This window comes from Terriglobus aquaticus (assembly GCF_025685415.1).
GTDB classification, from domain to species: domain Bacteria; phylum Acidobacteriota; class Terriglobia; order Terriglobales; family Acidobacteriaceae; genus Terriglobus; species Terriglobus aquaticus.
The window spans coordinates 38,660-52,835 of the sequence record NZ_JAGSYB010000001.1 but is presented as its reverse complement, the minus strand read 5'-3'; the positions used below and the strand labels follow the sequence as shown (position 1 = coordinate 52,835).

Here is a 14,176-nt window from a genome sequence, read left to right as displayed (position 1 = left end):
CCTGAGATAGAGGCAGTGTCATCAGGTAGAGGCAGTGTCATCCTGAGCGAAGCGAAGGATCTGCTTCTGCTCGCACTAGCGGAAGGGTGGCGAGGCTCACCAAACCTACCCCAGCGGAGGTTGAGGCACCTTCACCCACTGCATCCCCGCTGCAACCGCCGCCTCGATCCCTAAGTCCGCATCCTCAAACACCAGGCAGTGCTCGGGCGGGACACCCAGCCGTGCCGCCGCCGTCAGAAACGGCTCCGGATCCGGCTTGCCGTGGGCGTAATCCTCCGCCCCGACAATCACATCGAACTTGTCCGTCAGCCCCAGCAATCGCAGCGAGTTGAAGATACTCGCCCTCGGGGACCCTGAAACGATTGCTAGCGGGATCCGCCCATGCCCCTCGTGCACATGGGCCACCACGGCTTCCACCGGTTTCAACTTCACAAGCCGCTTCAGAAACAACGCTTCCTTGTACTCGGCCAGCTCGCGTGCCGGCATCTGCAAGCCATGCTGCTCATTCAGCATCTCGATCGTGCGCTCCACCGGCACGCCCGCCAGCGCGTAGAACTGCCGCTCATCCAGCGAACACCCGTGCAGGCCCAAGGCCTCGTTCCAGCAGACAAAGTGCAGCGGCATCGTATCCGCCACCGTCCCGTCCAGGTCGAACAGGTACGCGCGAAAGTCGCCAGGCGGCAACAACAAAGCTTCCGACATACCTCCAGTATCGCGCGGTCCGCCAAAAAGCAGCTGCACCGACCCCTGTGCACTTCCGGCTAAGCCTCTCGGCAACAGGAACTTACGCGCAAGCCAAGCGAAATGAGGAACTTACATGCACTCCAGAGCGCAACCCGCTTAGATTAAGGAACTTACCATTGAGTGGGAGGGGGCGGGTAGCCCCGAGGGAGGGTTGATACACTGCCCCTGTGATCGACCTCGCCTTCAGCATTCTCGCCGCAGACTTCACCCGGCTCGGCGAGGAAATCGCCACCGCCCAGCGCGGCGGCGGCACCGTCGTCCACGTCGACGTGATGGACGGCCATTTTGTCCCCAACATCACCTTCGGTCCACCCGTCGTGGCCGCCGTCCGCAAGGTCACCCGCCTGCCGCTCGACTGCCACCTGATGATCGAAGATCCGGACCGCTATATTCCCGATTTCGCAAAAGCCGGTGCCGACTGGCTGCTCGTCCACCAGGAAGTTTGCCGGCACCTGCACCGGACGCTCACCTCAATCCGCGAGCACGGCATGCAGCCTGCCGTCGTAATCAATCCCGCAACGCCGGTGGAGACTCTCATCGAAGTCCTGCCGCTCGTGCACCACGTCCTCGTGATGACCGTGAACCCCGGTTTCGGCGGCCAGAGCTTCATTCCGCGCTGCGTCGAAAAGGTCCGTCATCTCGCCGATCTACGCAAAGAACTCGGCCTGAACTACCGCATCGAGGTTGACGGCGGTATCGCCAAGGACACCGTTTCGGCTGTCGTCGAAGCCGGTGCCGACCTCCTCGTTTCCGGTTCCGCAATCTTCCAGCCCGGCAAGACCGAGGAAAACGCACGCGAGTTCCTCCAGGTCGCAAAGGGCGCGGCGTTGGTCTCGGCCTGACGCTGCGGCAGGCTGTTGACGGTTGCGGAAAGTAGCAGTCCAACCGTGTAGAAACTTCTCACTTCGCGGCGCGGCCCGTCGCCCGCGGAACGCTAGAATGATCTGGTAGGGCTGAGGTCGCACATCGCGTCTCGTCCTGCTCAAAAGAGGTTTGCGGATGCGTTTTTCTTCTCCGCGCGAGTTCCGCTCGCGCTCGTTCTTCGTCCGGCGTTCCACGACCGTGTTGCTTGCCGGACTCCTGTTCGCTCCCATCGCTAACAGCGTCGCCCAGCAGCAGACAGCTCCTGCGGCCACTGATGCGCAGGCACCCGCAAGCACACCCGCCGATGCGCCGGCCGGAACGACCACTGCGGACCAGACGCCGACCGCCGTTCTGAGCAACACGCCGCGTAAGAAGACCCGCAAGACGGAAGACACCAAGCAGGAAAAGCGCGACGAAAAGGTCAAGCAGACTAAGGACACGATCAAAGAGCAAAAGCGGATGCAGCAGCGGCTCAAGGCCAATCCGCTGGCCAACGTGAACACGGCACAGCCCGACAAGCTCCTGTTCGACCGCGCTATGGTCGCGCTGAACAAGGGTCACTACGACGTAAGCCGCCTCCTGCTGCAGGACATGCTCGCGACCTATCCCGATTCCGAGTTCCAGATGCGCGCCAAGCTCGCCTTTGCCGACAGCTGGTACAAGGAAGGCGGCACCGCCGCGCTGACCCAGGCCGAAACCGAGTACAAGGACTTCATCGTCTTCTTCCCGAACGCGCCGGAAGCTGCGGAAGCGCAGATGCGCATCGGCGACATCTACTTCAAGCAGATGGACAAGCCCGACCGCGACTACGCGAAGGCCGTTCACGCGCAGGAAGAGTATCGCAACATGCTCACGCAGTACCCGGACAGCAAGCTGATTCCGGAAGCGAAGCAGAAGCTGCGCGAAGTGCAGGAAGTGCTCGCCACACGTGAGACCGGCATCGCCGATTTCTACGCCGGCCACGACAACTACGCAGCCTCAATCGCCCGCTATCAAACCGTGGTCGATACGTACCCGCTGTACAGCAAGATCGACTCCGCGCTGATTGGACTCGGCGATGCGTACGCTGCGCAGGCTCGCTTCGTTCGCAGCAATCCTGCGATGAAGAATCTGAGCGAAGACCAGCGCGCCCGCCTCCTGAAGGTGTACGAAGATCAGGCAGCAGCGGCGTACGGCCGTGTGGTCACGGTGTACAACGCTTCGCCGCGCGTCGAGGATGCACGCGATCGCCTGGAAGCGCTTGGCGCCCCGATTCCGGAGCCCACGGCCGAGCAGGTTGCCGCCAGCCAGGCGCTGGAGAACAGCCGCCAGACCTACAGCATCGCCAACCGCGCCAAGGGCCTGATCCTGCGCGGGCCGGACGTGGTGCAAGCTGCCCGTATTGGCGACCCCGGCCTGGCCGACCCGCATGCGACGTACGCTCCGCAGGTATCCAAGCGCATTGAGAGCGAGTTCAACGCCGCTGTCGGCAACAAGCCCGTGGCCGCGGCCGCAGCGAACGCGCCAGCGGCGGCCGGTGCGGACGACAGCACCGCGGCAGCGCCGGCAGGCTCAACCGCAGCAAGTTCAGCACCCGCGACCCTATCGGATATCCCGGCAAACGGCGCGCCAACCGACGCTGCCGATGCTGGCAGCACGACCACGGTTCCGGTTACGCCGGCTGGTGTTGCTCCCGCGACCGGCAACCGCAGCGTTGGCGTGGAGATCCTGACACCAGGCGCAAGCACCACGACCGACGCCGGATACGGCTTGCCCAAGCCCGGCCCCGCAAACACGGCATTGCCGCCGGTAGAGAAGGCTGCTGAAATCCCCGACGCAGTCAACGACGCCGCCGGTGTGAAGACCCCAGCCGGACAGCAGACACCGCAGGCAGACGACAAGGGCAAGGTCAAGACTCCCAAGCCCGACTACGACAGCGACGTGGAAAGCAGCAGCAAGCACAAGAAGAAGAAGGGCGTGAAGAAGCTGAACCCGTTCTAAACTTCGCGATCGCTCCAGCGAGAGCGGGCAGCCGAGTGCTGCCCGTTTTCCTTTGCTGAAGTATCTGCTCCGGAGACGGCCGCAGTACCCGCGCTTCAGACCTGTAGCACCCCTGTAAAGCCGGTAGACAGCGCCACTTGGTACACTTCGGCATCATGCACCGGCTCACCGCTTTGTCTGTCGTCCTTGCCGCTGGTTCGTTCAGCGCATCCGCACTGTCCCAGGCTGCGGCTCCCCCCATTCAGGTGCGGCCTGCAAACCCGAAGCGGGTTGTCTCCATCGACCCTGCTGCACGTGCGGCACAGCAGCAGATCAAATCTGCCATCGCAAACCCGGACGGAAGCGCGACCTTTAACGTGATCGCGCCCAACGCGAAGAGTGTTGCCGTCACGCTGGAAGGCGAAGCAGAACCGCGTCCACTGCAGCAGGACGCGAACGGCACCTGGACGCTGACGACGGAGCCGCTGAAGCCCGAGTACTACGGATATCGCGTCATAGTGGACGACGAGCGCGAAATGGATCCTCGGGATCCGATGGTCCGCCTGAACCTGCAAAACCCGTCGAGCATCGTGCACATCCCGGGCCGGCCGTCACCCGCGCCGTGGGACCTGCAGGACATTCCGCATGGCACGGTGGAACACGTGATGTACACCAGCAAGCTGGCCACGGACGAAGCCGGCCTGCACGACCGCGACCTGTACGTGTACCTGCCGCCGAACTACGACGCGAAGCGCAAGCAGAAGTTTCCGGTGCTGTACCTGCTGCACGGCTACTCGGACTCGGCAATTGGATGGACGGACGCCGGTCAGGCGAACTGGATCATGGACTCGCTGATCCAGCAGGGCAAGATCCAGCCCATGGTCGTCGTCATGCCGCGCGCCTATGGCACCATGCGCATGATTACCGAGGGCTGGGGTGTTTGGACCGCGCCGTACAAGCTGCCCATTGAAAACCAGGACATCTTCGAGCAGATGATGCTCAAGGAAATCATCCCCATGTCGGAGGCCCGCTACAACATCGCGACCGACTCAGCGCATCGCGCGCTGGCTGGGCTGAGCATGGGCGGCGGCCACTCCATCCACACAGGGCTTAGCCATCCTGAGGTCTTCGGCTACGTGGGTGCGTTCTCGTCCGCGATCGTCTCGCCGCTCGCGCCAGGGTCGACGAATGCGCAGAACGCCTCCAGCATTTCTGACGAGACCTATCAGGCAGCATTTCAGGGCATCGTTCCGAATGCGAAAACGCAAGCACCGTTCAAGTTGTTCTGGCTCTCTTGCGGCACCGAGGATGGGCTGAACACGGTAAATCAGAAGTTCGGCACCTGGGCCAAGCAGAACGTGAAAGGCAACGTAAGCATCAACCAGACTCCGGGGATGCATACCTGGTTGGTGTGGCGTGACAACCTGATCACGTTCTCGCAGCTACTGTGGAAGTAATACCGGCTACAAGCGACAAAGATCCTGCCGCACTCCAAAGATGGAGGACGCCTTTCCCAACAGAGCGCCTTCATCTTTCTTTGTGAGCTGTTTCCTGGGCACAGCAACCAGCCTGCAGGGAAGCTGTATGCGCCATTTTTTTCTCCTTTGGAGCACAAATGGCTTTTTCTGCAAGCAAGTTCAAAGCATCGATGGCTTTGGTCGCACTCGGGATGGCGTGTGGCCTTGCGGCCCACGCCGACCCTGTTACCTGGACGCAATGGAACAGCGTCGTGGGGGGAAACCCTGGCACCGCGTCGGGCACCATCGCCTTGGCGGGCGGCATTGCCGTCACCTATAGCGGCCAGCTCAGTGGCATCGGCATCAGCACCGATTGGAACCCTTCCTCCAGTTATGTGGGCGGAACGGTCAGCAATGCACCGGATGTCTCCTATCAGGAGGTGCAGATGGAAGGCGGGAACGCGTACACCGAAACCGTCTCCTTCTCCCAAGCCATCGCGAACCCGGTCATGGCGATCTGGAGCCTGGGCCAGCCCGGCTATTCTGCTGAGTTCGACTTTACCAATGATGAGCCCTTCACGATTCAGGCGTGTGGTCCGAATGCCCAATATGGCGGGAGCTGCATCACGCAGGCCGGCGGCAACACGTTTGGCCAGGAGGGCAACGGCACCATCCAGTTCAGCGGAAGCTACTCCTCCATCAGTTTCACCACGCCGATTTATGAGGGCTACTACGCGTTTACCATCGGCGCGGAAGGCCTGCCCGCCACGCCACCGCCGCCACCAACCACCGGGGTGACACCCGAGCCGTCCTCGCTCGCGTTGCTCCTTACGGGTACATCGGGACTGCTCGGCGTGGCGCGCCGCCGTCTTCGCATGGGCGCGGCATAACTTACCGAACAAGTAAACTGAAAGGAGCGACGCCGCACGCTGGCTCGCTCCTTTTTATTTATGCCGACTGAGTTGCCGAAATCGTATGACCCGTCCCTGATTGAATCCAAGTGGGCCGAGTTCTGGGTGCGTGAGCGCCTTTGGGATGTGCCCGCCAGCATTGCCGATAGCGCTACTGCAGCAAAGCCGTTCGTTATGCTGCTGCCGCCGCCGAATGTGACCGGCCGTCTGCACATGGGTCACATGCTGAACCAGACGGAGATGGACATCCTCACCCGCTGGCACCGCATGCGCGGCGAAGAGGCCGTGTGGGTTCCTGGCACCGATCACGCCGGCATCGCGACCCAGATGATGGTCGAGCGGCAGCTTGCCAGTGAAGGCACGAACCGGAAGGAGATCGGCCGCGACGCCTTCCTGGATCGCGTGTGGCAGTGGAAGAGCCAGTACGGCGGCGCCATCACTGACCAGATGCGCCGCCTTGGCGCCAGCGTCGACTGGAGTCGCGAGTACTTCACCATGGACGACAACCTGTCGAACGCGGTGACCGAGGCGTTTGTGCGCCTGTATGAGCAGGGGCTGATCTACCGCGGCAGCTACATCGTGAACTGGGATCCGGTGCAGCAGACCGCCGTGAGCGACCTGGAGGTCGAGCACAAGGAGACCGTCGGCAAGTTGTACTTCGTGCGCTATCCGCTGGCGGACGGTTCGGGCGACATTACGATCGCGACCACGCGTCCGGAGACGATGCTGGGCGACGTTGCCGTGGTGGTAAACCCGGCGGACGAGCGCTACACCGCGCTGGTCGGCAAGACGATCACGCTGCCGCTAGTCGGCCGAGAAATCCCGATCCTTGCCGACGACTGGGCCAAGCCCGAGTTCGGCACAGGCGCGGTGAAGGTGACGCCGGCGCACGACCCGAACGACTTTGAGATCGGCAAGCGCCACAACCTGCAGAACCTGATCATCATGGACGAGACCGCGCACATCGCCGTGCCCGGTTCGCCGTACGACGGTCTCGACCGCTACGAAGCGCGTGAGCGCGTGGTCGAAGATTTACGCGCGCAGGGCCTGCTGGTCGACGTCAAGGACCACAACCTGGCCGTTGCCACGTCGCAACGTTCGGGCGCGGTGATTGAGCCGCGTCTCTCACCGCAGTGGTTCGTGAAGATTCAGCCGCTGGCAGACAAGGCCATCGCGGCGGTCGAGCAGGGCGCGATCAAGTTCACGCCCAGCATGTACGAGAAGACGTATTTCGAGTGGATGCGGAACATCCACGACTGGTGCATCAGCCGGCAGTTGTGGTGGGGCCACCGCATTCCGGCCTACCACTGCCCGCAGTGCGAGACCGTGTGCGTGAGCCGCACCCGGCCGGAGCGCTGTGGCTGCTGCGATCACGCGGAGATGCAGCAGGAAACGGACGTGCTGGACACATGGTTTTCCAGCGGCCTGCTGCCTTTCACGGTGTTCGGCTGGCCTGAGCCGTCGCTGGACTCGGCGAAGTTCTATCCCACCGATCTGCTGGTCACGGGCTTTGACATCCTCTTCTTCTGGGTCGCCCGCATGATCATGCTGGGCACACACTTCATGCTGGACGTGCCGATGCCGGACGGATCGAAGCGCGAGTTGAAGAATGCGGTGCCCTTCCGCGAAGTCTACATTCACGCCCTGGTGCGCGATGCCGACCGGCAGAAGATGAGCAAGACCAAGGGCAATGTGATCGATCCGATCCAGATCATCGAGAAGTACGGCACGGACGCGGTGCGCTTCACGCTGGCATCGCAGGCGTCGCCCGGTACGGACATCGCCTTCAACGAGCAGCGTACCGAGGGCTACCGCGCGTTTGCGAACAAGATATGGAACGCCGCCCGCTTCCTCTTCCTTCAGATGGAGCGCGCCAAGGCTGCCGGCTACAACGTGAAGATGGGTCCCGCGGCCGCTGTTTCTGCACTGCCGGAGATCACGCCGATTGAGACGCGCTGGATCTTTGCGCGTCTGCGCGAGGTGTGCGGCGCGGTGGACAAGGCGCTGGCGGACTACCGCTTCGACGAGGCGGCCAACGCGGTCTATCAGTTCTTCTGGGGCGAGTTCTGCGACTGGTACCTGGAGTTGGTGAAGCTGCGGCTCGACTTCCCTGCTCCCGCTGAGGGCGCGGCGGAAGACGAGAAACCGATCCAGAACCCGGAAACGGCGATCTCGCTGGCCGGCCTGGTCGGTGTCTTCGAAGCGTCGTTGCGGCTGCTGTCGCCGTTCATGCCGTTCCTGACTGAAGAGGTCTGGCACGCGCTGTACGAGGACGCAGCACCCGCGAAGTCGATCGCGCTGACCCGCTACCCGCAGGCGGAGGACTACCCTGCCGACGACGCCGCCACCGCCGCAATCACCACGCTGCAGGAGCTGATCGTCACCGTTCGCGGCCTGCGCAAGGACATGGGCGTGCCGGAGAAGGAAGCCGCCCCGATCCTGCTGCACGGGGACAACCGCACGCTTGCGCTGGCCGACGCGAATCGCGACATGCTGGCCAAGCAAGCGCGCGTCAGCGATGTGGACTTCAGCAACGATCCGCTGACCGGTGCGGCAGCACGTTCCGGCGCGAACTTCGACGTAGCAGTGGTGTACGAGCGGCAGATCGATGTGGCCGCCGAACGCGAGCGGCTCACCAAGGAGATCGCAAAGCTCGAGAAGGGCTTGCAGGCTGCGGAACGTCAGCTCGGCAACGAAGCCTTTCTGGCCAAGGCGCCGCAGGCCGTGGTCGATGGCCTGAAGAAGCAGCAGGCGGAGACGTCTGCGCTGTACGAAAAGGCCAAGGCGTCGCTTGCGGCCCTGCCCGCCTAAGCGTGGACAAGCAGAAAGGGCAGCCACCGAGGTGGCTGCCCTTTCTGCTTGCATCGCGGTTGCGATGCGGATGCTTATGCAGGCTGAACGTTCTCTGCCTGGAAGCCCTTGGGTCCCTTGACGACGTCAAAGGTCACGGACTGGCCTTCCTGCAGCGTGCGGAAGCCGTTGGTCTTGATCGCGGTGTGGTGGACGAATACGTCCTCGCCGTTCTGGCGGCTCAGAAAGCCGAAACCCTTGGCGTCGTTAAACCACTTCACAGTGCCCTGTTCCATTTGTATTTCCTTTGTGCGAGCGAGTCGCACCCTTGATGTACCGCTGAACGCAATTGGTAGTGTGTTGCTTCCTGGCAGTACCTGGACGGGCAAAACGAACCGATCGGATCGACGATCACTTACGAGCATAACCGGTTGCCTGTGGAAAAGCTACTTATCCTTCGTGACCTGCTTTTCTTCTACCGCGATCACGACGTTTTCGTGCTTGATGTCGAGCCGCAGCCGGTTGTACAGGCTCATGTATCCGTTGGCGACCAGCACCAGTGCGAACTCCGCCAGCACATAGCCTCGCCAACTGGTGTAAAGCAACTGGAAATGTGTACAGAAGAGCACCAGCGCCGTCACGTAGTGCGAAAAGCAATATTCGCAGGTAAACAGGTAGAAGAACTTGCGCTGGGGCAGCGAGCCGCAGTCCTGGCTCTTGCGCTTGCAGAACTCGCGCGGCTCGCGAAAGACCTCTTCGTGCGTGACCGTCCAGCTCATGCAGGCGATCGGAATCGCCAGCAGCAGCAACATCCCGGCTTGGTGCATCAGAGTGGACGTCAGCAGAACAGGGTTCATGTGCAGTGTGAGACGGCTTTCCTTTCACAAGGCGTTTCCCGTAGGATGCGACCGACGCCCGTAGGATTGTGAACGATGGACTGGAAGAGCAGAAAGGTCGCAGCGGTGCTGGAAGCCGCGCTGGCCGAGGACAAAGCGACCAACGATGTGACCACCAACCTGGCGATTGCTCCCGACCAGCGCGCCAGCGCCACCGTCCTGGTACGGCAAGACTGCGTCATCGCCGGTCTGGGTGCAATCGGAGCCGTCTTTGACGCGTTTGCGTCGCTGCAAACCCGCGCCGGCGGCAAGCGCGGCAGCCGGTACGAAATCATCAGCCACCCCGAGATTTTCGACGGCGTGCGCGTGCGCAAGGGTCAGACCGTTGCGGTCATCCGGCACTCGGCCACCGCCATCCTCAGCTGCGAGCGCGTCATCCTGAACCTACTGCAACGCATGAGCGGTATCGCGACCCTGACCCGCGAGTTCGTCGACGCCACGGAAGGCACCCACGCCCAGGTGCTGGACACGCGCAAGACTATGCCAGGACTGCGCCTGCTCGATAAGTACGCCGTGTGTTGCGGTGGCGGGCAGAATCATCGGCTGGACCTGCAGGACGGCATCCTGCTGAAGCAGAGCCACATCGCCCTGGCCGGCGGCCTGGAGGCGGCGGTGTCGCGTGTGGTCAAGCAGCGCAAGCCGGGGCAAAAGGTCGAGGTGGAGATCCGCAACCTGGAAGACGCCGAGACCTCGGTGCGCGCCGGTGCGGACGTGCTCCTGTTCGTTCACATGACGCCCCGCGAGGTGGCCCTGGCCGTGGAGCAGATGCGAGCGGACCATCCGAACGTACTACTGGAAGTGGCGGACCACCTGAACCTGGAGAACGTGCGCGAGTATGCAGAGACCGGTGTGGACTTCCTGAGCGTCGGCAATCTGACTCGCGGTGCCCTGGCCGTAGACCTGAGCATGCGCATCACCGCCGATGTGTACTGACAAGCGGGAAGTCAGCGCGGCGGCCGATCCGCATATGAGCGAGGAAGCGTCGCCTGCCCTGGACCTATCGCGCGTGAATGCTGCGCTGGCAGACACGATCTTCCACGGCAAGCTGCACCACTTTGTCACGATCGACAGCACGCAAACGCGCGCCATCGCCGAGGCGCAAGCCGGGTCCGAAGGCGGTCAGGTGTACGTGGCGGACGAGCAGACCGCCGGTCGCGGCCGTGGCGGCCACACCTGGAGCTCAAATCCGGGCACCGGGCTCTACGTGACGGTGCTCGCACGGCCGAATCTGCGCGCCGACGATGCACTGACGATCTCGTTCGCCGCAGGCCTGGCCGCGCAAGCCGCCATCCGGGAAGTGACGGGTGCTGAGATTGATCTGCGCTGGCCCAACGACCTGGTCACGCCGGGTCCCGGCAGCTTGAAGCTTGGCGGCATCCTGACCGAATCCGCAATGCAAACCGACGGCCTGCTTCGCTACGCCGCAATCGGCGTCGGCATCAACCTGAACCACACAGTGATGCCGCCGGAATTGGAGGCGATCTCCACATCGCTGCGGCGGTGGACCGGGAAGACTGTTCCGAGAGAGGCAGTCCTGATCGCGTTCCTTCGCCAACTGCACCTGGAGCTCCTCGCGGTCCAGGAATCACCCGCCGCGGTGCGGCAAAGGTTCGCGGAGCACAGCCGCTGGGTCTGGGGCAAACGCGTCCAGGTGGCGGAGCAGGACGGCTATACTGGCGTGACGCTCGGGTTGACCGCGGCGGGCCTGTTGCGTGTGCGTTGCGACACTGGGCAGGTGCGCGAGGTACGGCACGGCGGAGTGCGCGAGGCGCTCTAACCGTGCGAAGGCGTGGGCAGGCGAGACATGCCGGCCTACGGAGGCAGGAAAGGGTCACATGCTGCTTGCGATCGAGGTTGGGAACACAAACATGGTGCTGGGGCTTTACGCGCTGGCGACCGAAGCGGAACCCGCGAAGCTGCTGCACAGTTGGCGCATCGCGACCCCGCTGACGCACACACCCGACGAACTTCGCATCGCGTTTCACAGCCTCTTTGCCCTGAATGGGGTTGATATCCAGGGGATCAGCGGAGTTGCAGTTTCCAGCGTGGTACCACCGGTCGATTCCTTGTTGCGCGAAGTGGTGGAGAGCTTCTTCCACGTACGTCCGCTGTTTGTGGAACCGGGCGTGAAAACGGGCCTCCCGGTGCTGACGGACAATCCGGCGGAGGTGGGTGCGGACCGCATTGTGAACTCGGTGGCGGCATTCGACCGCTACGGCGGCCCGTGCATCGTGGTGGACCTGGGAACGGCGACCACATTTGATGTGGTCTCCGCCCGGGGCGAATTCCTCGGCGGCGCAATCGCCCCCGGGCTCGGCATTAGCGCCAATGCGCTGTTTGACAAGGCGGCCAAGCTGGCACGGGTCAACATTCGCAAGCCGGGCAAAGTCGTGGGCACAAGCACCGTCGACAACATCCAGGTCGGTCTGTACTACGGCTACATCGGCCTGGTCGATGGCATTTGCGAGCGCATGATTACAGAGCTTGGACCGGAGACCAAGGTTATTGCAACCGGCGGCTTTGCTCGAATGCTCTCCCCGGATTCCAAGTACCTGACAACGGTTGACCCCACGCTCACGCTGGACGGGGTGCGCCTGATCTACGAGCGCAATCAGGACCGGATCAAGCGGCGGTCTACCCGGTCAGAAGCTCAGCCCGCAACCACCGTCTAACGTGCAAGCACCACAGCAGAACTACTTCGAGTACTTCACGGAGATCGAAGACCGGTTTCAGCGCCGGCGCGGTACGCTGACCCTGCTGAGCACCCTGGACTGGGCGCTGATCGACGCCTGGCGCGAGGCCGGTGTGCCGCTTGCAGCCGTGTTGCGCGGCATCGATGAGGCGTTCGACAAGTACGACGCGCGTGCGCAGAAGACCGGCAAACGCCTGCGCAAGGTAAATGGCCTGGCCTGGGCAGCGCAGGCTGTGATGGCAGCGACCGAGCAGATGAAAGACGCCGCCATGGGAGCGCAGACAACGGCGGAACCCCGCCAAAGCGGATTCGAAGCCGAGCCGGTCAGGGCATACCTCCAGCGCAATGCGGAACGCCTCGCAGCAGCTTCGCTTCCTGATTCGATCTCGAGCCAGCGCGATGAGATTGTGGCGCGTCTGCACACTCTGGCGGAAGCTCCGGGCGACACCGAAGACCTGGAACGCACGCTGACAGTCCTGGAAGAGAAGCTCTTTGCCATGCTGCTGCTGGCCACGCCGGAAGCACACCAGACCGAGTGGCGCGAGCAGGCCGCCCGCGGCCTAGCTGGCAGCCGCGGCATGAACGCGACACAGTTGAAGCACGTGACGCAACAGTTCCTGAACAAGCGGCTGCTGGAACGGTACAACGTGCCTCGGCTCAGCCTGTTTTACATGGAGCACCTGTAATGCCGGAAGCGGCTGGCCTCAACGCTACAGCGGAGGTCACGCCCCGCTGCCACCATTTCGGCGTGTGCGGCGGATGCCAACTGCAGCACCTGTCGCAGCAGACGCAAACTCTGCGCAAAGTCGACGCGGTACGGATTCGGCTGCAGCAAGCGGGCGTTCCAAGTCCGACGATCGAAACGCATACCGCTGCGGGGTACGAGTATCGCAATCGCATCCGGCTGCGCGTTGAGGGCGGGCGCGTAGGATACAGCCGCTTCAACTCGCATGACTTCCTGCCGATCCAGGAGTGCCCCATCGCGTCGCCGCTCTTGTGGCAAGCGGCAGCGGCGCTGGATAACTTGGCAGCCACCACCAATCTCTGGCCCGTTGGCAGCAAAGAACTTGAACTCATGACGGACGGCGATGAAGCAGCGCTGCAGCTACTGCTGCACGTGGACGCAACAGTGGTCACGCTGGACCGTGACACGCCGCGCCAGTTCCGGGACCTGTGCGAAGGTCTGCGGCAACGTGTGCCACAGACCGCCGGTGGGGGCCTGCTGGTGCAGGGTGAACTGGCGAGCGGATCGCGCCGGGTACAGGAGCGGCAGCGGGTAGAAGTCGCTCGATGGGGTGCGCCGGGGTTGACCTTTCGCGTAAACGGCCAGGCATACGCCGTGTCGCGTGGCGCTTTTTTCCAGGTAAACCGCTTTCTCACCGGCCGCATGGTGGAGTTGGTCTTGAACGGCCGCAGCGGGCGCGCGGCATGGGATCTTTTTGCCGGCGCCGGCCTGTTCTCTGTCCCGCTCACGGACCGTTTCGATCAGGTCACCGCAGTGGAGGTCGGCCAGCCCGCAGCGACGGATCTGGCTGCGGCGTTGCGTTCCGCCGGGCAGCAACATCGCGCGATGGCACAGCCCGTGCTGGATTTCCTGAAGCGCGCGCGTCTTGCTACTCCGCCCGACCTGATCGTCATGGACCCGCCGCGTGCTGGTCTTGGCGGCGCCATCACGCAGGAACTGATTCGCATCGGCGCACCGGAGATGGTCTACGTTTCCTGCGACGCGGCGACGTTCGCGCGCGACGCTCGTGCGCTGGTAGACTCGCGCTACACCATTACAGATCTGCACCTGCTCGACCTCTTCCCCCAGACAAACCACACGGAAACGATCGCCGTCTTTCGCCGCGGGTAACCTCGCGG

At 63.1% G+C, this 14,176-nt stretch carries 13 protein-coding genes; 10 read left to right on the top strand and 3 right to left on the bottom strand.

Annotation, left to right across the window (positions count from 1 at the left end; genetic code table 11):
• Positions 1–105: 105 nt before the first annotated feature.
• Positions 106–702: an HAD family hydrolase gene (locus OHL12_RS00300; RefSeq protein ID WP_263411847.1), complete on the bottom strand. Its 597-nt coding sequence runs from the start codon at positions 700–702 to the stop codon at positions 106–108.
• Between the two features lie 209 nt (positions 703–911).
• On the opposite strand from OHL12_RS00300, the gene rpe reads away from it, so the two are divergent.
• From rpe to OHL12_RS00275, 5 genes are all read left to right on the top strand, one after another.
• Positions 912–1,586, top strand: a complete 675-nt coding sequence (gene rpe / locus OHL12_RS00295; protein ID WP_263411846.1) for a ribulose-phosphate 3-epimerase — start codon at positions 912–914, stop codon at positions 1,584–1,586.
• 157 nt (positions 1,587–1,743) lie between these two features.
• Complete coding sequence (locus OHL12_RS00290; protein ID WP_263411845.1) at positions 1,744–3,588, top strand: outer membrane protein assembly factor BamD; 1,845 nt, start codon at positions 1,744–1,746, stop codon at positions 3,586–3,588.
• 155 nt (positions 3,589–3,743) lie between these two features.
• The gene (locus tag OHL12_RS00285; RefSeq protein WP_263411844.1) at positions 3,744–5,024 is read left to right on the top strand and encodes an esterase; all 1,281 of its coding nucleotides are present in this window, start codon (positions 3,744–3,746) and stop codon (positions 5,022–5,024) included.
• Between the two features lie 158 nt (positions 5,025–5,182).
• Positions 5,183–5,914, top strand: a complete 732-nt coding sequence (locus tag OHL12_RS00280; protein WP_263411843.1) for a PEP-CTERM sorting domain-containing protein — start codon at positions 5,183–5,185, stop codon at positions 5,912–5,914.
• A gap of 60 nt (positions 5,915–5,974) precedes the next feature.
• Positions 5,975–8,746, top strand: a complete 2,772-nt coding sequence (locus OHL12_RS00275; RefSeq protein WP_263411842.1) for a valine--tRNA ligase — start codon at positions 5,975–5,977, stop codon at positions 8,744–8,746.
• A 74-nt stretch (positions 8,747–8,820) separates the two neighbouring features.
• Here OHL12_RS00275 and OHL12_RS00270 read toward each other — a convergent pair whose 3' ends face one another.
• Both OHL12_RS00270 and OHL12_RS00265 read right to left on the bottom strand, forming a co-directional pair.
• Positions 8,821–9,021, bottom strand: coding sequence for a cold-shock protein (locus OHL12_RS00270; RefSeq protein ID WP_263411841.1), 201 nt, complete (start codon positions 9,019–9,021; stop codon positions 8,821–8,823).
• A 150-nt stretch (positions 9,022–9,171) separates the two neighbouring features.
• Positions 9,172–9,582 (bottom strand): hypothetical protein, encoded by a 411-nt coding sequence (locus tag OHL12_RS00265; RefSeq protein ID WP_263411840.1) that lies wholly within the window; start codon positions 9,580–9,582, stop codon positions 9,172–9,174.
• Between the two features lie 75 nt (positions 9,583–9,657).
• On the opposite strand from OHL12_RS00265, the gene nadC reads away from it, so the two are divergent.
• The 5 genes from nadC to OHL12_RS00240 are packed head-to-tail and all read left to right on the top strand — an operon-like array spanning position 9,658 to position 14,168.
• The gene (gene nadC / locus OHL12_RS00260; protein WP_263411839.1) at positions 9,658–10,554 is read left to right on the top strand and encodes a carboxylating nicotinate-nucleotide diphosphorylase; all 897 of its coding nucleotides are present in this window, start codon (positions 9,658–9,660) and stop codon (positions 10,552–10,554) included.
• Positions 10,544–11,398, top strand: coding sequence for a biotin--[acetyl-CoA-carboxylase] ligase (locus OHL12_RS00255; RefSeq protein WP_263411838.1), 855 nt, complete (start codon positions 10,544–10,546; stop codon positions 11,396–11,398). The genes nadC and OHL12_RS00255 overlap by 11 nt, the downstream gene beginning before the upstream one ends.
• A gap of 58 nt (positions 11,399–11,456) precedes the next feature.
• The gene (locus tag OHL12_RS00250) at positions 11,457–12,293 is read left to right on the top strand and encodes a type III pantothenate kinase (protein WP_263411837.1); all 837 of its coding nucleotides are present in this window, start codon (positions 11,457–11,459) and stop codon (positions 12,291–12,293) included.
• Between the two features lies 1 nt (position 12,294).
• A complete protein-coding gene (locus tag OHL12_RS00245; protein WP_263411836.1) occupies positions 12,295–12,999 on the top strand; it encodes a hypothetical protein in 705 nt (234 codons plus the stop codon).
• On the top strand, positions 12,999–14,168 hold the full coding sequence (locus OHL12_RS00240) for a class I SAM-dependent RNA methyltransferase (RefSeq protein WP_263411835.1): 1,170 nt from the start codon (positions 12,999–13,001) through the stop codon (positions 14,166–14,168). Before OHL12_RS00245 ends, OHL12_RS00240 begins: the two co-directional genes overlap by 1 nt.
• Positions 14,169–14,176: the final 8 nt, after the last annotated feature.

Coding starts and splice junctions, on each gene's coding strand:
- OHL12_RS00300 (WP_263411847.1), bottom strand. CDS start 702: ATGTCGGAAGCTTTGTTGTTGCCGCCTGGCGACTTTCGCGCGTACCTG.
- OHL12_RS00290 (WP_263411845.1), top strand. CDS start 1,744: ATGCGTTTTTCTTCTCCGCGCGAGTTCCGCTCGCGCTCGTTCTTCGTC.
- OHL12_RS00285 (WP_263411844.1), top strand. CDS start 3,744: ATGCACCGGCTCACCGCTTTGTCTGTCGTCCTTGCCGCTGGTTCGTTC.
- OHL12_RS00280 (WP_263411843.1), top strand. CDS start 5,183: ATGGCTTTTTCTGCAAGCAAGTTCAAAGCATCGATGGCTTTGGTCGCA.
- OHL12_RS00275 (WP_263411842.1), top strand. CDS start 5,975: ATGCCGACTGAGTTGCCGAAATCGTATGACCCGTCCCTGATTGAATCC.
- OHL12_RS00270 (WP_263411841.1), bottom strand. CDS start 9,021: ATGGAACAGGGCACTGTGAAGTGGTTTAACGACGCCAAGGGTTTCGGC.
- OHL12_RS00265 (WP_263411840.1), bottom strand. CDS start 9,582: ATGAACCCTGTTCTGCTGACGTCCACTCTGATGCACCAAGCCGGGATG.
- nadC (WP_263411839.1), top strand. CDS start 9,658: ATGGACTGGAAGAGCAGAAAGGTCGCAGCGGTGCTGGAAGCCGCGCTG.
- OHL12_RS00255 (WP_263411838.1), top strand. CDS start 10,544: ATGTGTACTGACAAGCGGGAAGTCAGCGCGGCGGCCGATCCGCATATG.
- OHL12_RS00250 (WP_263411837.1), top strand. CDS start 11,457: ATGCTGCTTGCGATCGAGGTTGGGAACACAAACATGGTGCTGGGGCTT.
- OHL12_RS00240 (WP_263411835.1), top strand. CDS start 12,999: ATGCCGGAAGCGGCTGGCCTCAACGCTACAGCGGAGGTCACGCCCCGC.